Raw genomic sequence first — 19807 nt, 5'->3', positions numbered from 1 at the left:
TTGCCTTGTCCTGATTTAAATTTAATCCACTATACCTGATTACGGTACGCATTCATCCGCGCTTGAGATTTGTGTTGAATCGGCTGTGCTTTTAAAGGCGCATTTTGTCTTAGCCGTAACGCCGTTGGAAATCGCTCATAAAGTCCGCCAACGCCTGTACGCCTTCGAGCGGCATGGCGTTGTAGATGCTGGCGCGCATACCGCCGACGGTTTTGTAGCCTTTGAGCAGGCACAAGCCTTGCAGTTCGGCTTCGAGGACAAAGCGGCGGTCGAGTTCGGCTGAGGCGGTTTGGAAAACGACGTTCATTTTCGAGCGGGCATCGGGGCGGATTCGGTTGATGTAGAAGCCGCCGCTGCCGTCGATGGCGTCGTAAAGCGTTTGGGCTTTGATGTTGTTGACGGCTTCGATTTTCTTCACGCCGCCTTGTGTCAGCAGCCAGCGGAACACTAAACCGGACATATAAATGGCGTAGGTGGACGGGGTGTTGTACATGCCGTCGCGGTTGAGGTGGGAACGGTAGTTGAAGACGTCGGGAATGCTGTCGGGGCAGCGGTCGAGCAGGTCTTCGCGGATGATGACGACGATTGCGCCGGCGGGGCCGATGTTTTTTTGTGCGCCAGCGTAAATCAGCCCGTAGTCGGAAACGTCAAATTCGCGCGAGAGGATTTCGCTGGACATATCGCAAACGAGCGGCGGCAGGTCGTCTGAAAGTTTGGGAACGGTTTGGTATTGCAGGCCGTTGACGGTCTCGTTGATGACGAAGTGGACGAAGGCGGAGTTTTTGTCTATGTCCCAAGTTTCGACGGGCGGCAGGGCGGTATAGTCGAATTGTTCGCCGCCGTGCGCAGCCAGTCGGATTTCGGCATCGGTCAGGCGGCTCATTTGTTCGTAGGCGATGCGGCTCCAGTTGCCCGTTACCACTGCGTCGGCGGACGGGAAGCCATGTGCCAAGTTCATGGCAACCATGTTGAATTGCGTGGTTGCGCCGCCTTGCAGGAACAGGATTTTGTAGTTGGAAGGAATGTTCAGCAGCGTACGCAAGTCTTGTTCGGCGTGATGGAGGATGCTGAGGAACATTTCCGAGCGGTGGCTCATCGCCATGACGGGGAAGCCTGTGCCGTTGTAGTCGAGCATTTCTTGCTGCGCGGTACGCAATACGGCTTCGGGCAGGACGGCGGGACCTGCGGAAAAGTTGTAGATGGGGCGGGCGGACATGGCGAGGCCTTTTTGTTTCGATGATAACAGCTTTGAATTTTAGAATGACGGCGTGCTTCGTGCAAGCCGTATGGAAGGGAAATGGGGTCGTCTGAAAAAGAAAGGTTGGAAATAAAATGATGATTATCAATGGGTAAGGTTTAATGGCGATTTTTCAGACGACCGTTTTTGTCAACAATTTTAAGATTGGTTTTATGCCGTCAGGCGTGTTCATTCTATGAGGTCGTCTGAAAAAAAGCCGCGATAAATCAACGCTTTTCTTTTGAGTGGAAAGCGGTTATAATAAGCCAATTTTTCAATTTTGACGAAAAATGGCCACGGGGCCATTTTTTTGTTTATGTACTCCGGGAGATTCATGGATATTCAAACAATTCTCGAAAAAACCCTGCCGGGTTTGGGCTACGAACTGGTCGATTTCGAGCTGACTGCGCAAGGCACGCTGCGCGTGTTCATCGATAAGGAAGGCGGTATCACCGTCGAAGACTGCGCGACCGTCAGCAATCATTTGAGCCGCGTGTTCATGGTGGAAGACATCGATTATAAAAATCTGGAAATTTCCAGCCCCGGCCTTGACCGGCCTCTGAAAAAAGCCGCCGATTTCGTGCGCTTTGCGGGACAACAGGCAAAAATCAAAACCCGCCTGCCGGTTGACGGACAAAAGAATTTTATCGGCTGCATCGAGGGTTGTGAAAACGATACCGTAACGCTCTCTTTCGACGGCAAAACCGCGCAAATCGGCTTGGATAATATCGATAAAGCCCGCCTGCGCCCCGAATTTAAATTTTAAAACTTGATATTGGAGATTCTAAAAAATGAGTCGCGAAATGTTGCAACTTGCCGAAGCGTTGGCAAGCGAGAAAAACGTTGAAGCGGAAGTGGTGTTCCAAGCATTGGAATTTGCCCTTTCTACCGCAGCCAAGAAAAAAGCCGACCGCGAGCACATGGATGTGCGCGTCGAAATCGACCGCGATACCGGCGAATACCATACTTACCGCCGCTGGCTGATTGTTGCCGACGAGGATTACACCTATCCCGACCTGGAAAAAACCATCGAAGAAATCCAAGAAGAAATTCCGGGTACCGACATTCAAATCGGCGACTACTACGAAGAAACGCTGCCGAACGAAGGCTTTGGCCGCCAAGCTGCGCAAACTGCCAAACAAATCATCCTGCAACGCATCCGCGATGCCGAGCGCGAGCAAAATCTGAACGAATTCTTGGCTGTTAAAGAAGACATCGTTTCCGGTACGGTAAAACGCGTAGAACGCCACGGCATCATCGTCGAAGTCGTTCCGGGCAAGCTGGACGCGCTGATTCCGCGCGAACAAATGATTCCGCGTGAAAACTTCCGCGGCGGCGACCGTATCCGCGCGCTGTTTTTGCGTGTGGACGAAATCGGCAACACCGGCCGCAAACAAGTCATCCTCAGCCGTACTTCGGGCGATTTCCTCGCAAAACTGTACGAAATGGAAGTGCCTGAAATTGCAGACGGCTTGTTGGAAATCCGTGAAGTGGCGCGCGATCCGGGCCAACGTGCGAAAGTGGCGGTCAAAGCCAACGACCAACGCATCGATCCGCAAGGCACTTGTATCGGCGTGCGCGGCTCCCGTGTGAACGCCGTCAGCAACGAATTGGCAGGCGAGCGCATTGATGTGGTGTTGTGGTCGTCTGAAACTGCCGAGTTCGTGATGAACGCGCTGTCTCCTGCCGAAGTCAGCCGTATCGTGATTGACGAAGACAAACACGCGGTTGACGTGATCGTCGCCGAAGACCAGCTTGCGCTTGCCATCGGCCGCGGCGGTCAAAACGTGCGCTTGGCATCTGATTTGACAGGTTGGCAGTTGAACATCATGACTGTCGAAGAAGCGGACGAACGCACTGCTGCCGAAGACGCAGCCATCCGCGACCTCTTTACCGCGCATCTGAACATCGACGACGAAACCGCCGATATTTTGGTGGAAGAAGGTTTTGCCACGCTGGAAGAAGTTGCTTACGTTCCAGCTGCCGAACTGCTCGCCATCGAAGGCTTTGACGAAGAAATCGTCGAAACCCTGCGCAACCGCGCCCGCGATGCGATTCTGACCATGGCGATTGCGTCCGAAGAGAAGCTGGAAGAAGTTTCAGACGACATGCGCAATCTGGACGGCGTAGATTCCGATATGCTCCGCAAACTGGCGGAAGCCGGCGTAACCACCCGCGACGACCTGGCGGAACTGGCCGTTGACGAACTGATTGAAATAACCGGTGTAGATGAAGAAACGGCGAAAAAAGTGATTCTTGCCGCCCGCGAACACTGGTTTACCGAAGAGAACTAATGGGGGTACAGATGAGTAACACAACCGTAGAACAATTTGCCGCCGAACTGAAACGCCCCGTCGATGATTTGCTGAAACAACTGAAAGAAGCCGGCGTCAATAAAAACAGCGGCAGCGATTCCCTGACGCTGGACGACAAACAACTGCTGAACGCCTATTTGAAAAAGAAAAACGGCAATGACGGCGGAACCATCAGCATCCGCCGCAAAAAAACCGAAGTCAGCACTGTCAGCGGCGTCAAAGTCGAACGCAAACGCGGCCGTTCCGTAACGATTCCTTCGCCGGAAGAGCTTGCCGCCGAAGCCAAAGCCAAAGCAGTAGCTGAAGCGAAAAAAGCCGAGCAGACAGAAGCGAAAGACCAAACAGCAGAACAGGCAAAAGCCGAAGCTGAGGCCGCCGCCCGTGCCGAAGCGCGCGCGAAAGCTGAAGCGGAAGCTGCGAAGCTGAAGGCTGCTAAAGCGGCAAAAGCCGAGCCGAAGGCCAAAGCGGAAGAAGCGAAACCTGTTGAAGCGTCTGAAAAACCTGCCGAAGTACAAGCAGCTGGAAGCAAAACCGACGACAAACCGGCAGAACCCGCTGCACAAGCAGTTCAGGCTGAAGACAAACCTGCCCAAAGGTCGTCTGAAAAACCTGCCGAAGGCAAAGCCAAGCCTAAACAAGACAAAGGCAATAAAGGCAAAGACTCGAAAAAAGCAGCAAAACCCGCTGCCCCTGCCGCTCCGCAACCTGTGGTCAGCGCGGAAGAGCAAGCGCAACGCGACGAAGAAGCACGCCGCGCCGCCGCTTTACGCGCCCATCAAGAAGCCTTGTTGAAAGAAAAACAAGAGCGTCAGGCGCGCCGCGAAGCCATGAAACAACAGGCGGATCAGCAAGCCAAGCCCGCAGCCGAAGCCAAAGCTACCGAGCAGCGCAAGCCTGCCGAAAAAGCCAAAGCCGCGCCTGCAGAAGGCAAAGCCGCCAATCCTGCCCGTGCGAAAAAAGAAGACCGCCACAACCGCGACGATGACAACCAAGGTCGCAACGCTAAAGGTAAAGGCGGCAAAGGCGGACGCGACCGCAATGCGCGCAACGGCGACGACGAGCGCGTACGCAGCGGTAAAAAAGGCAAGAAACTCAAACTCGAGCCGAACCAACACGCCTTCCAAGCACCGACCGAACCCGTCGTTCACGAAGTCTTGGTTCCCGAAACCATTACCGTTGCCGATTTGGCGCACAAAATGGCAGTCAAAGGCGTGGAAGTGGTCAAAGCCCTGATGAAAATGGGCATGATGGTCACCATCAACCAATCCATCGACCAAGACACCGCCCTGATTGTGGTGGAAGAACTCGGCCACATCGGCAAACCTGCCGCCACCGACGATCCCGAAGCATTCTTGGATGAAGGCGTGGAAGCTGTGGAAGCCGAAGCGTTGCCGCGTCCGCCGGTCGTTACCGTGATGGGTCACGTCGACCACGGTAAAACCTCGCTGTTGGACTACATCCGCCGCGCCAAAGTGGTACAAGGCGAAGCGGGCGGCATTACCCAACACATCGGTGCATACCATGTTGAAACCCCGCGCGGCGTGATTACCTTCTTAGATACCCCGGGTCACGAAGCGTTTACCGCCATGCGCGCGCGCGGTGCGAAAGCAACCGACATCGTGATTCTCGTGGTCGCAGCCGACGACGGTGTGATGCCGCAAACCATCGAAGCCATTGCCCACGCTAAAGCAGCGGGCGTACCGATGGTGGTTGCCGTCAACAAAATCGATAAAGAAGCTGCCAACCCCGAGCGCATCCGCCAAGAGTTGACCGCGCACGAAGTCGTGCCGGACGAATGGGGCGGCGATGTACAATTTATCGACGTGTCCGCCAAAAAAGGCATCAATATCGACGCATTGCTCGAAGCCGTATTGCTTGAGGCCGAAGTTTTGGAACTGACTGCCCCTGTCGATGCGCCCGCCAAAGGCATCATCGTCGAAGCCCGTCTGGACAAAGGACGCGGCGCGGTCGCTACCCTCTTGGTGCAAAGCGGTACGCTGAAAAAAGGCGATATGCTGCTGGCCGGTACCGCGTTCGGTAAAATCCGCGCGATGGTCGATGAAAACGGTAAAGCCGTCAACGAAGCCGGCCCGTCTATTCCGGTCGAAATCCTCGGCTTGTCCGACGTACCGAACGCCGGTGAAGACGCAATGGTGTTGGCAGATGAGAAGAAGGCCCGCGAAATCGCACTCTTCCGTCAAGGCAAATACCGCGATGTACGCTTGGCCAAACAGCAGGCGGCGAAGCTGGAAAATATGTTCAACAACATGGGCGAAAACCAAGCCCAATCCTTGTCGGTCATCATCAAAGCAGACGTACAAGGTTCTTACGAAGCTTTGGCGGGCAGCCTGAAAAAACTGTCCACCGACGAAGTGAAAGTGAATGTATTGCACAGCGGCGTGGGCGGTATTACCGAATCGGACGTCAACCTTGCCATCGCTTCAGGCGCGTTCATCATCGGCTTTAACGTGCGTGCAGACGCTTCTTCGCGCAAACTTGCCGAAAATGAAAACGTGGAAATCCGCTACTACAACATCATTTACGATGCCATCGACGACGTCAAAGCGGCCATGAGCGGCATGCTGGCGCCGGAAGAGAAAGAGCAGGTTACCGGTATGGTCGAAATCCGTCAGGTCATCAGCGTATCCAAAGTCGGCAACATCGCAGGCTGTATGGTTACCGACGGCGTGGTCAAACGCGATTCCCATATCCGCCTCATCCGCAACAACGTGGTCATCCACACCGGCGAACTGTCTTCTTTGAAACGCTACAAAGACGACGTCAAAGAAGTCCGCATGGGCTTCGAATGCGGCTTGATGATCAAAGGCTACAACGAAATTATGGAAGGCGACCAACTGGAATGCTTCGACATCGTCGAAGTTGCCCGCTCGCTGTAATTCCCCATTGTAAATAAAAGGTCGTCTGAAAACCATGAAAAGTGGTTTTCAGACGACCTTTTTGTTTTATAGCGGATTGGATTGGCGCAGTACGGCGTTGCCCAACGCTTAATCTTGGTTTGAATTCAATTTGGCATAAATGATAAACAAATTAATCAATTGAAATATAAATTCCGATTAAATAATGTTTTGAGAAAGAGTTAGAACTTGTTGAGGTTAAAGCAGTCTAAGGAAGCCACGCAGTTCGACTGCGTGTAACGATTCAATCAATAAATTACGATCCCCCCAATCTGGTTATTTATCCCATCTCCCCGGATAGGCAACCGTCAGCTCACGGAAAAAATAATATCATGGATACAAAACAAGTCTTTCGCGCAATCGTTTCTGAAGAATCCGCCGCACACTCCGCATCTTTGGAAAAGTCATCCGAACCCAAGGTTTTTCAAGGAACCAAGGGCAATGATGTCTATTATGCCACCCATACCGCAGACAACATTGTGGAAAAGGCAAATGAAGGACAGGATACCGTTTATAGCAATGTCAGCTACACCTTGCCGAACAATGTCGAAAACTTAGTTCTGACCGGTTCGGATAATATTTATGGCGCGGGCAACAATTCAGACAACGTATTGGTCGGCAACAGCGGCAACAACCGCCTGTACAGCGGGCGCGGCAATGATACGGTTTACGGGGGCGCAGGTCACGACAACATCAACGGGGGAGACGGCGACGACCAACTGTTCGGCGATGAAGGCAACGATATCTTGGATGGCGCGGCAGGAAACGACGTATTGCAAGGGGGTGAAGGCAACGATACCTATTTGTTCGGCGAAAAAAGCGGCAAAGATACAGTAATTGACCGCCAAGGCAGCAACAGCATCCGCTTTTTAGACGGTCTCAGCGCAGACGATCTGACGGTTACCGCCGTGCGCAATGCAGAGGGCGGACAGGACTGGCGTATCGCAGTAAAACACACACAATCCGTTCTGACCATTTCCAATCAATACCAAGAAGGCAGCAATATGCCTTCCGTCCAACGGTTTGTTTTCGCAAACGGCACATTAAACCTCAACCAATTCATCAAAGCCACCCAAGCGCAAGTAGAAATACGCGACAATGCAGGCGAACGTATTGAAGGCACGGAAGGAAACGACGCGCTGAACGGCACCGTCGGCAACGACGTCATCGACGGCAAAGCAGGCGCGGACATGATGCGCGGCGGCATCGGAGATGATACCTACTATGTGGATAACGCAAAAGATGTTGTCGTTGAGAATAGCGGCGAAGGCAATGATACCGTGATCAGCAGCGTTTCTTATACCGCCTCAACCCACGTTGAAAACGTTACCCTGACCGGCAACGCCAATATCTACGCGGCAGGCAACAACAGCAACAACACCCTGACCGGCAACGACGGACACAACCGACTCAATAGCGGCCGCGGCAACGATACCGTTTACGGCATGGGCGGCAACGACAACATTAACGGCGGCGACGGCAATGACTATTTGGACGGCGGCGATGGCAACGACACCATCAACGGCGACGCAGGTGACGACACTTTAATCGGAGGAGCAGGCAAAGATATGTTGAAAGGCGGAATAGGCAACGACACCTATATTTACGGCAGCGACGATACGATTATAGACAATCAAGGCAACAATACCCTGAAGTTTTCAGACGACCTCCGTGTCAGCGACATCAAAGTAAACGTCATCGACAATGCCGACGGCAGCAAAAACTGGGAAATCACATCCGCCAACGGCTCGGCAACCATTCAAAACCAAGTTGACGCCAAAGGACATATTTCCATCAACCAATTCCAATTCCTCGGCGAAAACTATACAGCCGAAACCCTGCTCAAAGCCGTCAACACCGGAAAAGCCGACCAAGGCATCAAAAATGAAGGCACACCGAACGACGATGTGATTGTCGGCAGCAAGTTTAATGACGAATTAAGTTCCGGCACAGACGGCAGGGACGTGATTTACGGCATGGATGGCGACGACATCATCCGAGACGAAGGCACCAGCTATTGGGGCAACGAATGGTCTTCAGACGACAAACTGTACGGCGGAAATGGCAATGACAAACTGTATGCGCGGGTCGGAGCCGATTACCTCGACGGCGGCGCGGGCGACGATTATCTGGAAGGCGGAGACGGGCGCGATACCTATGTCTTCGGCAAAGGATACGGACACGACACCATTTTCGACTTCGGTTTCGATATCGACGAAGAATTCAATCCTACCTCCATCAGCAACGCCGTAAAATTTACCGGCGGTTTGACACTGGACGATTTAAGCATTTCCGTTACCCAGGGCTACGATAAAAACGGTATCGACTATATGCCCGAACCCTACGACTTCGTCACTGTGCCTCGTTTGAACGGCAACACATGGACCGTTTCTATCAAAGGCAGCAATGACGTATTGACGATTAAAAACCAAATGGGTTCGCAAGGCGCCATATCCGAGTTCCAATTCGACAACGGCACATACAGCACGGAACAAATCATCGAACATTTCGGTTTGAAAGTATCCCATGTCCGCAAAGACGGCACGATTATTCAATACCTGAATGACGACAGCGATACCTTTGACCAACGACTGTACGAAGGCTCCAACCGCATTATCCACGGCACCGACAACGGCGACACCGTCAGCGTTTCAGGCAACTACGGCGGCAAAACCACCTTTATCGGCGGCAGCGGCGACGATACCGTCAAAGTCGGACACGACAGCACCATTGATGCCGGCGCAGGCAATGACACCATTTCCGGCGGCAGCTATGCCAATACGATTACATTCGGCAAAGGCAGCGGGCATGACAAATTGTCGCTGAACGCAAGCGGCGAGGACAATACCGTATTGTTCTCAGGCAATCTGACGCTGAAAGACATCGATTTGGAAATCAATAAAGCAGGAAACAACAAAGAGAACTGGGTGCTCAAACTCAAAGGCAGCGGCGACACCCTGACCGTCTTGGATGCCGTCCACTCCTCAGATGGCGGCGATACCGTAGACGCGTTCAAGTTTGCCGCCTCAGGCGAAACATACAGCATGTCGCAATTCCTGACCGCTTTGGGACACGATACCGCCCATCAAGGCGTTTTGTAAGCTTCACAAAGCAATACGGCAGCATTGTCGATTGATTTGTTTTTTCAGACGACCCCTGAAGGCTTAGGGGTCGTCTGAAACTTTATTGTGTGGCGATAGACGATAAAGAAGAAACGATCCGTCTGATTTTGACTGGGTTGCTTAGGGAACAGGGTAAAGTAAGAATATGATTTATAGTGGATTAAATTTAAATCAGGACAAGGCGACGAAGCCGCAGACAGTACAGATAGTACGGCAAGGCGAGGCAATGCCGTACTGGTTTAAATTTAATCCACTATACGTTCAAAAATAAGGAATAAACCGATGAAGCATATATTATTAGCGGCTGCCATGATTTTAAGCAGTTTCGCTAACGCAAATGAAATGAGCAATCCTTGTGTCTATCATCCTGATTTGCCGGGATGTGCGGGTAATAACCGACCGATGGAACAGGGAGGTAGGGTAATTAATATCCCGAGCCGTTGGGGGGCGATTTATTACAATGCTGCAAATCAAGCAATAGGTTATTCTGAAAACAATACCAAAGGCTACCGTTCAGCCAATAAAGAGGCATTGGCAAATTGTATTAAGGCAGGAGGTGGTAAGGATCCATTGGATCGCAATGGAGAAGGCTGTAGCTTAATGACTGAATTTCAGAATAGGTGTGGAGCGATCGCATTAGGCAGCAGTGGCGAAAAATATAGGGCTGCGGCAAAGAACGCTACATTATTGTCTGATGCGGAACAAAAAGCGATTTCTGCATGTGAGGCAGGGCAATCATTTAAATGCACCATCCGCTATTCAGGCTGTTCTCGCCATCCTGACTACCTTCGTTACTAAATGAATTTTCAGACGACCCTAAATATTCAGAGGTCGTCTGAAAACTTATTTTGCATCGATAGGAACGAAAGCGGTGCCGAGTTATACGGCAGGGTTTTGAGAGAAACGAATAGCGGAAAAGATTAAGAGGTATAAAGATGAAGAAGATATTTTTGGTGTTGTTGGCTTTGAATAGTTTTACCGTCTTGGGCAACCCTTTGGGAGGGAATCCGACTGACGGTTATTGCCAAACTGTCGATGGCAGCGCGTGCGGTTGGGGAGGTGGCAGTTCGTCTTCTCGACGGGTGTATAAAGTGCCGAACCGTTGGGGTGCGATTTATTTTAATCCTGTTAATAAAGCGGTTGGATATTCTGAAAATAATACAAAAAGTGAAGAATCAGCTAATAAAGAAGTTTTAGCAAACTGTATTAAGGCAGGCGGAGGTGAAAATCCTGTAACGAGAAGCGATGGCAAAGGCTGTCGTCGGATGAGCCAATATCGCAATGTATGTGTCGCTTTTGCTGTTGGTCCTGATAGAAATAAGGAAAGTCGTAGTGGGTTTGCTGTGATAAATGACGATTATGTTGAAAAGGCAGAGCAAAAAGCATTGGATGAATGCGGACGATATTCTGATAAATGTGCTATTAAATATTCAGGTTGTTCCCGTCACCCTGATTACCGCTATTGATTGATTTTATTATTCAGACGACCTCCAAATGTTCAGAGGTCGTCTGAAAAGCTCTTCGCTTTCCGTTCCGACAAAAACCGTTTTAGAACCGACCGCGCTTTGATGTGCGGTTTTTTGTTGTCTGGGTTTTGTCTGTTTCCAGTTTCAGACGACCTTGTTTTCTAAACGGTATTGGGGTCGTCTGAAAAATAGGAAAAACGGGGCGGGTGGCTGTCTTGGGATGTGTAGGGATTCAATTCGTTGGAGGAGGGTAGGGATAGATGGGTAAAGAGGGGGTATTCTGTGCGTATGGCTGTTAAACGGGGAGGGCTGTTGCTGAAATGAAAGTAGGCAGGCATCAAAAAAGGTCGTCTGAAAATTTCAGACGACCTTTTGATTGCATTCAAGCTAGGATTTATTTATCGCGGCTGAATACGATTTTGGTTGCTTGGATGGCTACGCAGACTGCACCGCCGATGAAGATCAAGTCGGCTGCTGTGCGTACCCAGCGCAGGGTGTCGAGGATTTCCATTTGCAGGAATTCTTCGCTACGGGCATACCACAGGCCATGAGTGATGGAGGCGTATGCTTGAATCGCGCCGACAGGCAGCAGGCTGATGGCGATCATGCCGACCAAGCCGCCGTTGAGCAGCCAGAAGCCCCAAGTCATGAGTTTGTCGTCGAATTTTGCGTTTGGTTTCAGGTAGCGGGCAACCAGTAATACGAAGCCCAGTGCCAAGAAGCCGTATACACCGAACAAGGCTGCGTGTGCGTGAACTGCGGTAGTGTTCAGACCTTGGATGTAGAACAGGGAAATCGGCGGGTTAATCAGGAAGCCGAATACGCCGGCACCGATCATGTTCCAGAAGGCAACTGCTACGAAGCACATCAGCGGCCAACGCAGGCGTTTCGCCCATTCGGACAGGTGTTGGTAAGACCAGTGTTCGTAAGCTTCACGGCCCAGCAATACCAGCGGTACGACTTCCAATGCGGAGAAGCAGGCACCGATTGCCATAGAGGCGGAGGTAGAACCGGAGAAGTACAGGTGGTGCAGCGTACCCGGGATACCGCCCAACATGAAGATGGCGGCGGCAGCCAGAGTGGATGCGGTAGCGGTACTGCGACGGACGAAGCCCATGTTGTAGAAGATGAAGGCAAAGGCTGCGGTAGCAAATACTTCGAAGAAGCCTTCTACCCACAGGTGAACTACCCACCAGCGCCAGTATTCCATCACGGCAATCGGGGATTTTTCGCCGTAGAACAGACCGGGCGCGTAGAACACGCCGACACCGACCATAGAGGCAACGAAGATTGCCAGCAGGTTTTTGTCCACGCCTTTTTCTTTAAAGGCGGAGATGGTGCAGCGCAGCATCAGGAACAGCCACAACAGCAGACCGACCATCAGCAGGAGTTGCCAGAAACGGCCCAAATCGAGGTATTCGTAACCTTGGTGTCCGAACCAGAAGTTGAGATCGGGGCGAATGATGTGGGTCAGGGCGAAGAAGTTACCTGCATAAGAACCGCCGACTACGATGAACAGGGCGATATAGAGGAAGTTTACGCCGGCACGTTGGAACTTGGGATCTTTGCCGCCGTTCACAATCGGAGCCAAGAACAGACCTGCTGTCAGGAAGCCGGTTGCAATCCAGAAGATGGCGGATTGGATGTGCCAAGTACGGGTCAATGCGTAGGGGAACCAGTCGGACATTTCGAAGCCCAGTGCTTCGTCGATGCCGTAGAAACCTTGACCTTCGACGGTGTAGTGCGCGGTCAGACCGCCCAGCAACACTTGTACCACAAACAGGGCGACTGTCAGGAAGACGTATTTGCCCAATGCTTTTTGGGAAGGAGTCAGCTGTACTTTGGAAATCGGGTCTTCAGTCGGAACTTCTACTTCTTCGTGTTTGGTCAGGAAGGAGTAACCCCACATCAGCAGGCCGATACCCATCAAGAGCAATACAACGCTGGTGAACGACCACATGTAGTTTTCAGTAGTCGGTACGTTGTTGATCAGAGGCTCGTGCGGCCAGTTGTTGGTGTAGGTGAAAGTTTCGTCAGGACGGTTGGTCGAGGCAGACCATGAAGTCCAGAAGAAGAAGTTGAACAGTTTTTCACGCGCTTCTTTACTTGGCAATGTGTTGTTTTTCATTGCGAAGTGTTCGCGGGTCGTCTGAAGGGCGGGATCATCGCTGTATACGCCGTGGTAGTAAGGCAGGATGCTCTCAATGGCTTTGACACGGGTATCGCTGATGACGACGCTGCCGTCTTCTTTAATACGGCTTTGGTTGCGGTATTCGTCGGCAAGGCGGGTTTTCAGTACGGCTTGTTCTTCAGGAGAAACTTCGTTGAATTTTTTGCCGTAAGTCTCTTGCGCAGTCAAATCCAACCATGCGACAAGCTCGCGGTGCAGCCAGTCGGCTGTCCAGTCCGGAGCTTGGTATGCGCCGTGTCCCAAGACGGAACCGACTTCCATACCGCCGGTGGTTTGCCAGGCAGACTGACCTGCCAAAATATCGTCTTTGGTCATCAGTTGAGTGCCTGATGCCGAAACGACTCTTTCAGGGTAAGGCGGGGCTTTTTTATAAACCTCGCTGCCCATGTAGCCAAGAATGGTAAAGCAGACTGCCAGGACGGCAAACAGCAAGTACCATAGCTTCTTGTACTGTCCCATTTCAGAACTCCTTATTTTGGTAAAAAGTGGTTGCTTATAAATTCATACTATATGAATGTTAAAGATTGTAGCACTCTTTTCAGGCAAAAGAAATATTCTCTTAACAACAATCTTTAAAAAACAGATATATAGTCAATAATAATTCTTATTATCAAAAATACGATGGCATTTTTGTAAAGAATTGGATAAAACATGTGAACAATAATAGACGATTTGATGTAGTTTTATCTAGTTATTAAGTAGTAAAACAGGTAGTAAAAGTTCATCTTTGATGAATTAATTGATTTAGGTCAAGATATAGCGGTAAAACCACCTACATAATCCTACAAAAGTTCACAAGAGATGCCTTTCAGACGACCCGGAATAAGGCAGTTTGAAAGAGCCGAAAGCGGTATGCCGCGGACGACAAAGGTTGAAAAAATATACCCTGACCTTCTTAAAATAGTTATTAAAGGAAATGACAACTATGAAACGCCAAGCTTTAGCTGCAATCATTGCTTCAGTTTTTGCTTTAGCCGCCTGTGGTGAGCAAGCTGCCCAAAAACCTGCCGAGCAAACCGCTTCCGCTTCCGCTCCTGCAGCTTCCGAGGCTTCTGCTTCCGGTGCTCAAGCTGCTGCCGAAACCCCCGCTGCCGAGCTGCCTGTTATCGACGCGGTAACTACCCACGCTCCTGAAGTTCCGCCTGCCATCGACCGCGACCATCCTGCACGTGTCCGCGTGAAAATGGAAACCGTCGAAAAAACCATGAAAATGGATGATGGCGTGGAATACCACTACTGGACATTTAACGGCGACGTTCCGGGCCGCATGATCCGCGTACGCGAAGGCGACACCGTAGAAGTCGAATTCTCTAACAACCCGTCTTCTACCGTACCTCACAACGTTGACTTCCACGCTGCTACCGGTCAAGGCGGCGGTGCAGAAGCCAGCTTCACTGCTCCGGGCCGTACTTCTACATTCAGCTTCAAAGCCCTGCAACCCGGTCTGTATATCTACCACTGTGCCGTTGCCCCTGTCGGTATGCACATCGCCAACGGTATGTACGGTCTGATCTTGGTTGAACCTAAAGAAGGCCTGCCTAAAGTGGACAAAGAGTTCTACATCGTACAAGGCGACTTCTACACCAAAGGTAAAAAAGGTGCGCAAGGTCTGCAACCGTTCGATATGGACAAAGCCATCGCCGAACAACCTGAATACGTTGTATTTAACGGTCACGTAGGCGCTATCGCCGGCGACAACGCCCTGAAAGCCAAAGCAGGCGAAACCGTCCGTATGTACGTTGGTAACGGTGGTCCGAACCTCGTTTCTTCCTTCCACGTTATCGGTGAGATCTTCGACAAAGTTTACGTAGAAGCCGGCAAACTGATCAACGAAAACGTACAAAGTACCCTGATTCCTGCCGGTGGCGCAGCGATTGTCGAATTTAAAGCCGACATCCCGGGCAGCTATACTGTGGTTGACCACTCTCTCTTCCGTGCGTTCAACAAAGGCGCGTTGGGTCAATTGAAAGTAGAGGGCGCAGAAAACCCTGAAATCATGACCAAAAAACTGGAAGACAAAGCCTATGCAGGTAGCGGTGCCGCTTCAGCCCCTGCCGCTTCTGCTCCAGCTGCTTCAGCAGCAGCGCCTGCTTCCGCAGCATCTGCAGGTAAATAAAGGCGACAACTAATCTAGCCATCTCGGCATAGAAATAGAAAAAAAGCCACTGCTGTTCCGGCTGATGCAAGGACAACAGTGGCTTTCTTCCACGACCAGTCGAAAGATTGGTTTTTCAGACGACCTATCAAGTATCGAAGGTCGTCTGAAAAACCGGTTTCAAGTATGCACGAACCCGACAAGCCCAAAGCACGATAATTCAGACGGCTTTTAAGGATTTTTATCCGGTTTCGCTATATAATCAGAGCCTAATACTCCGTATTCAGATGAGAAAGCCCGTTATGAAACTCATACCACTCCTCGCCTTCTTTATCCTTGTCGCAAGCGGCAGTGCAGCGGCAGCCGAAATGGCAAAAGTTGAAGGCGGCAGCTACCGCCCGCTCTATCTGAAGAAAGAAACAAGCCTCATTAAAGTCAAACCCTTCCAAATCGACAAGTACCCCGTTACCAATGCCGAATTTGCGGAGTTTGTCAAAAAACATCCCCAATGGCAAAAAGGTAAAGTCAGTTCCAAACAGGCCGAACCTGCCTATCTGAAACACTGGGTTAAAACCGGCAGCAACAGCTACGCGCCCAAACCCAACGAACTGAAACATCCGGTAACCAACGTATCTTGGTTTGCCGCCAATGCCTACTGTACTGCGCAAGGCAAACGCCTGCCGACCATAGACCAATGGGAATTTGCCGGACTTGCCTCCGCCACTCAGAAAAACGGTTCTGCCGAACCCGGCTACAACCGCACCATTCTTGATTGGTATGCAGACGGCGGCAGAAACGGCTTGCATGACGTCGGCAAAAGTAAACCCAACTACTGGGGCATTTATGATATGCACGGTCTGATTTGGGAATGGACGGAAGACTTCAATAGCAGCCTGTTGTCGTCAGGCAATGCAGATACACAAATGTTTTGCAGCGGCGCATCCGTAGGCTCCAGCGACCCGTCGAATTACGCCGCCTTCCTGCGCTACGGCATACGCACCAGCCTGCAATCCAAATACGTCCTGCACAACTTGGGCTTCCGTTGCGCGAAATAACCGGTTTCATCACCAAAGCAGCTTTGGCGGTACTGAAAGGTATCGCCTTTTTTTTGCCACTATAAAAGGTCGTCTGAAAACATTCCGTTTCTCCGAAACCGTGTTTTCAGACGACCTTTTTAGATGATTGGGTTTCATTAAGCTGAATGGTTGCGTACGTTCTATAAACCTTGCTTATCATTTTCTTCAGATGATTCAAATCAAATATTAATTACATATAATTAATAATATTGTAATAATACTATACAATATAACTAATCCTAAATGACTAAATATAGTCATAAGGATTTGGTTGATATTTTTAAAAATTCAAAAATGGAGAATGAAAAGATGAAACTAAACTTATCCGTTAAACCGCTGTGTTTGGTGTTGTCCCTTGTTTTTGCAAATGTTTGTGTTGCGGAAGGTATTGCAACAGGAACGATGCACAAAAACGGTTCTGCCGCATTGGGCAAAGAATCGAAGGCAGGGGAGAATGCGACCGCGTTGGGTGACAAAGCGGCTGCGGCGGGTTATAAGTCTGTTGCTGCCGGCTATGATTCAAACGCTTCGGGTTTGAGTGCGTCGGCGCTTGGCAGTGAGGCTAAGGCGGAGGCATTGCGGACGGTTGCCGTCGGTTTCAGGGCGAATGCAAAAGGAACCAATGATATTGCCGTCGGCGGCGCATCGAAGGCTTCCGGCGGACAGTCGGTGGCGGTCGGTTTGATGTCGCAGGCAACAGGTTTGCGTTCTATCGCGGTCGGTGAAAGCGCGAAGGCTGCCGATATTGATGCGGTTGCGTTTGGACGCGGAAGCGAAGCCAATGCGCTCAGTTCCACTGCTGTCGGGGATAGGGCAAAAGCCAACGGTACGCAGGCGGTTGCGCTGGCATCTGCTGCCGAGGCAAACGGTTATCAGGCGGTTGCAGTCGGTACGCGCGCGGTTGCCGAAGAAACCAACAGCGTGGCATTGGGCGTGGAATCTTCGTCCACCGCGCTCAACGGTCTTGCCGCGGGTACGCGCGCACGGGTACGGAAATCGGGCGGAACGGCTTTGGGCGCAGGTGCTGCCGCATTTGAGGAAAAATCCGCTGCTTTGGGCTACAAAGCAGAAGCACGTCAACAAAACTCCGTAGCGCTCGGTACGGACAGCGTTGCCGATACTGCAGCAGGCGTTGCCGGCCATGACTTTGCCACCGGCGCGGCAAGTACGGAAACGGGTAAGGCATGGGTATCGACTTTGGGCGCGGTATCTGTCGGCAGCGAACAAAACAGCCGCCAAATTACTAATGTTGCTGCGGGTAAGGAGGATACGGATGCGGTCAACGTTGCCCAAGTGAAAAGCCTTGCTCGCCAAACCCAAAACAGCCTTGCCGCAGCCGAGAGCAATCACCAGACCCAAATCGCCGCTTTGCACAACGAAGCCAAAGTCCGTATGGACAAACTTGAAGAGCGCGCCGATTCAGGTTCCGCCGCTGCAATCGCGGTCGGCAGCCTCGGACAGGCATATCAGCCGGGACAAGGCGCGGTTTCCGTCGCAAGCGGTATCTGGCGCGGTAAAAGCGGTTACGCCGTGGGTATTTCCAAAGTATCCACCAGCGGCAAATGGCTGGTTAAAGGCTCGGCAGTCGGCGCGGCGAAAGGCGGTGCGGGCGGCGGTGCAAGCGTAACTTACCTCTGGTAATCGTTGTTAGGTGTATCGCCGAAAGGTCGTCTGAAAACATTCCGTTTCTCCGAAACCGTGTTTTCAGACGACCTCGTTCTTGATAATTCCCTATTTGTCCCAATTCTGTCGATGTTATTAATTTTCGACAGAACAAAATGAATCCCAAATACGCCCCGCTTTTTCAACCTTTTACACTGAATAACGGCGTAACCGTCAAAAACCGCCTTGCCGTTGCGCCCATGACCCATTTCGGTTCGCACGCCGATGGTTTAATTAGCGACCAAGAGCGCACGTTTCTCGGCAACCGCGCAGGTGATATAGGTCTCTTTATCTCCGCCGCCACTTTGGTTCAAGACGGCGGCAAAGCTTTTCGCGGACAGCCTGAAGCTACGGGCGAACACTGCCTCGACAGCCTGAAAGAAACCGCCCAAATCATTCAAAAACAAGGCGCGAAAGCGATTTTGCAAATCCATCACGGCGGCTCTAAAGCGATGGCGGAACTCAACCGCCGCGACAAAATCAGCGCGTCCGCCAGCGAGGAAGAAGGTGCGCGTGAAGCGAGTGCCGCAGAAGTGGAAGAACTCATCGCCTCCTTCGCCCAAGCTGCCGATTTGGCGATTCGCGCAGGCTTTGACGGCGTGGAAATCCACGGCGCGAACGGCTATTTAATCCAACAGTTTTACTCCGCCCAAAGCAACCGCCGCAGCGACCAATGGGGCGGCAGCTTGGAAAACAGAATGCGCTTTCCGCTCGCCGTCGTCGATGCCGTTGCCGCCGTCCGCAACAAACACCAACGCAACGACTTCATCATCGGCTACCGCTTCTCGCCCGAAGAGGCAGGCGAAGACGGGCTGACCATGACCGAAACCGGCGCACTGATTGACGCGCTGGTGCAAAAGCCGCTGCAATACCTGCACGTTTCCTTGTGGGAATTCGACAAGAAAATCCGACGTGGCGGCGATACGGCGCAAACCCGTATGCAGTTCATCCATGACCGCATCAACGGCAAGCTGCCCCTTATCGGTGTGGGCAACCTGTTTACCGCCGATGATATTCTGGCGGCGTTTGAAACCGGCTGGGCGGAATTTATCGCATTGGGCAAAACCGTCATGATCAATCCGCACATCGCCACACAAATCCGCGAAGGCCGCGAAGCCGAAATCGAAACGCAACTCGACCCGGCGCGCGCCGACCATTACGGCTTCCCCGACATCCTGTGGGAATTCTCCGCCAGCGGTACGCAATCTTGGCTGCCGCCGGTAAAAGGTGCGGACTGGAAGCCGGTAGATGCCTGATTGACTGTAACGACAGCTTAAAATGGCAAAGATCATGTTTGCTGTTTGATGAGGTCGTCTGAAAAGGTTTCGACATACGCATAGCCTTTTCGCTATGACTGAGAGGTCGTCTGAAAAATCAAATACGAGATTTCAGACGACCTTTTTATTGTTTTGCTTCAAGGAAATGACGGTTGATGTCCCAGTCGGCTTGTGGTGCGGATGAACATGTTTTATCGGGCGAGGGGGGGATTAAACAACATAGTCTTGCCGTTGTTTAGCCTATGGGTCGTCTGAAACGGGAAAAGGCAATGCGTGTGATGAGATGGTTTGGTGGATGCGGTTTTAAAAGTGTTGTTATATGTCATATATTATTTTGATTTAAATCAGGCGGTTGAAAAAAAGGAGAGGTTTTTTTTAACTTGCGGTTTGGGTACTTTGTCATATGTATGTTTTAATTCATGCTTTGAGTTGTAATGTTGTTATTTATAAT

General features: G+C 51.3%; 13 protein-coding genes and 1 pseudogene. 11 read left to right on the top strand and 3 right to left on the bottom strand.

From position 1 onward, the window contains the following. Positions 1-109 precede the first annotated feature (109 nt). On the bottom strand, positions 110-1216 hold the full coding sequence (serC, locus tag HMPREF1028_RS08200) for a phosphoserine transaminase (protein ID WP_009312331.1): 1107 nt from the start codon (positions 1214-1216) through the stop codon (positions 110-112). 355 nt (positions 1217-1571) lie between these two features. On the opposite strand from serC, the gene rimP reads away from it, so the two are divergent. The 7 genes and pseudogenes from rimP to HMPREF1028_RS13665 all read left to right on the top strand — a co-directional run bounded on the left by rimP (position 1572) and on the right by HMPREF1028_RS13665 (position 11055). Further along, positions 1572-2003 carry a ribosome maturation factor RimP gene (rimP, locus tag HMPREF1028_RS08195; RefSeq protein ID WP_009312330.1) on the top strand — a complete coding sequence of 144 codons (432 nt, stop codon included), beginning with the start codon at positions 1572-1574 and terminating at the stop codon, positions 2001-2003. Positions 2004-2028: 25 nt separating this feature from the next. After that, positions 2029-3531, top strand: coding sequence for a transcription termination factor NusA (nusA, locus tag HMPREF1028_RS08190; RefSeq protein ID WP_009312329.1), 1503 nt, complete (start codon positions 2029-2031; stop codon positions 3529-3531). Positions 3532-3542: 11 nt separating this feature from the next. Then, complete coding sequence (gene infB, locus HMPREF1028_RS08185) at positions 3543-6449, top strand: translation initiation factor IF-2 (protein WP_156798109.1); 2907 nt, start codon at positions 3543-3545, stop codon at positions 6447-6449. 350 nt (positions 6450-6799) lie between these two features. Continuing rightward, positions 6800-9568, top strand: coding sequence for a calcium-binding protein (locus HMPREF1028_RS08180; RefSeq protein ID WP_009312327.1), 2769 nt, complete (start codon positions 6800-6802; stop codon positions 9566-9568). Between the two features lie 172 nt (positions 9569-9740). Further along, positions 9741-9899, top strand: a pseudogene (locus HMPREF1028_RS15540) (IS5/IS1182 family transposase); the annotation flags it as partial. Beyond that, positions 9899-10387 carry a DUF4189 domain-containing protein gene (locus HMPREF1028_RS08175; RefSeq protein ID WP_232203831.1) on the top strand — a complete coding sequence of 163 codons (489 nt, stop codon included), beginning with the start codon at positions 9899-9901 and terminating at the stop codon, positions 10385-10387. The pseudogene HMPREF1028_RS15540 and the gene HMPREF1028_RS08175, both read left to right, overlap by 1 nt. 137 nt (positions 10388-10524) lie before the next feature. After that, positions 10525-11055 carry a DUF4189 domain-containing protein gene (locus HMPREF1028_RS13665; protein WP_009312325.1) on the top strand — a complete coding sequence of 177 codons (531 nt, stop codon included), beginning with the start codon at positions 10525-10527 and terminating at the stop codon, positions 11053-11055. 161 nt (positions 11056-11216) lie between these two features. Here HMPREF1028_RS13665 and HMPREF1028_RS14730 read toward each other — a convergent pair whose 3' ends face one another. Next, complete coding sequence (locus HMPREF1028_RS14730) at positions 11217-11441, bottom strand: hypothetical protein (RefSeq protein ID WP_156798107.1); 225 nt, start codon at positions 11439-11441, stop codon at positions 11217-11219. An 8-nt stretch (positions 11442-11449) separates the two neighbouring features. Next, a complete protein-coding gene (locus tag HMPREF1028_RS08170; protein ID WP_003758149.1) occupies positions 11450-13705 on the bottom strand; it encodes a nitric-oxide reductase large subunit in 2256 nt (751 codons plus the stop codon). 466 nt (positions 13706-14171) lie between these two features. Between HMPREF1028_RS08170 and nirK the strand changes: the two genes are divergently transcribed. From nirK to HMPREF1028_RS08150, 4 genes are all read left to right on the top strand, one after another. Further along, the gene (gene nirK / locus HMPREF1028_RS08165; protein ID WP_009312323.1) at positions 14172-15362 is read left to right on the top strand and encodes a copper-containing nitrite reductase; all 1191 of its coding nucleotides are present in this window, start codon (positions 14172-14174) and stop codon (positions 15360-15362) included. A 281-nt stretch (positions 15363-15643) separates the two neighbouring features. After that, positions 15644-16396, top strand: coding sequence for a formylglycine-generating enzyme family protein (locus HMPREF1028_RS08160; RefSeq protein WP_009312322.1), 753 nt, complete (start codon positions 15644-15646; stop codon positions 16394-16396). Between the two features lie 330 nt (positions 16397-16726). Continuing rightward, entirely contained in the window at positions 16727-18058 is a 1332-nt protein-coding gene (locus tag HMPREF1028_RS08155; RefSeq protein WP_009312321.1) for a YadA-like family protein, read from the top strand. Between the two features lie 137 nt (positions 18059-18195). Next, positions 18196-19335 (top strand): NADH-dependent flavin oxidoreductase, encoded by a 1140-nt coding sequence (locus tag HMPREF1028_RS08150; RefSeq protein ID WP_009312320.1) that lies wholly within the window; start codon positions 18196-18198, stop codon positions 19333-19335. Positions 19336-19807 lie beyond the last annotated feature (472 nt).

This window comes from Neisseria sp. GT4A_CT1 (assembly GCF_000227275.1).
Lineage (GTDB): Bacteria > Pseudomonadota > Gammaproteobacteria > Burkholderiales > Neisseriaceae > Neisseria.
This window is presented reverse-complemented; position numbering and strand designations above follow the sequence as displayed.

Coding starts and splice junctions, on each gene's coding strand:
- HMPREF1028_RS08155 (WP_009312321.1), top strand. CDS start 16,727: ATGAAACTAAACTTATCCGTTAAACCGCTGTGTTTGGTGTTGTCCCTT.
- nirK (WP_009312323.1), top strand. CDS start 14,172: ATGAAACGCCAAGCTTTAGCTGCAATCATTGCTTCAGTTTTTGCTTTA.
- HMPREF1028_RS08180 (WP_009312327.1), top strand. CDS start 6,800: ATGGATACAAAACAAGTCTTTCGCGCAATCGTTTCTGAAGAATCCGCC.
- HMPREF1028_RS13665 (WP_009312325.1), top strand. CDS start 10,525: ATGAAGAAGATATTTTTGGTGTTGTTGGCTTTGAATAGTTTTACCGTC.
- HMPREF1028_RS08150 (WP_009312320.1), top strand. CDS start 18,196: ATGAATCCCAAATACGCCCCGCTTTTTCAACCTTTTACACTGAATAAC.
- HMPREF1028_RS08160 (WP_009312322.1), top strand. CDS start 15,644: ATGAAACTCATACCACTCCTCGCCTTCTTTATCCTTGTCGCAAGCGGC.
- serC (WP_009312331.1), bottom strand. CDS start 1,216: ATGTCCGCCCGCCCCATCTACAACTTTTCCGCAGGTCCCGCCGTCCTG.
- HMPREF1028_RS08170 (WP_003758149.1), bottom strand. CDS start 13,705: ATGGGACAGTACAAGAAGCTATGGTACTTGCTGTTTGCCGTCCTGGCA.
- infB (WP_156798109.1), top strand. CDS start 3,543: ATGAGTAACACAACCGTAGAACAATTTGCCGCCGAACTGAAACGCCCC.
- rimP (WP_009312330.1), top strand. CDS start 1,572: ATGGATATTCAAACAATTCTCGAAAAAACCCTGCCGGGTTTGGGCTAC.
- HMPREF1028_RS08175 (WP_232203831.1), top strand. CDS start 9,899: ATGATTTTAAGCAGTTTCGCTAACGCAAATGAAATGAGCAATCCTTGT.
- nusA (WP_009312329.1), top strand. CDS start 2,029: ATGAGTCGCGAAATGTTGCAACTTGCCGAAGCGTTGGCAAGCGAGAAA.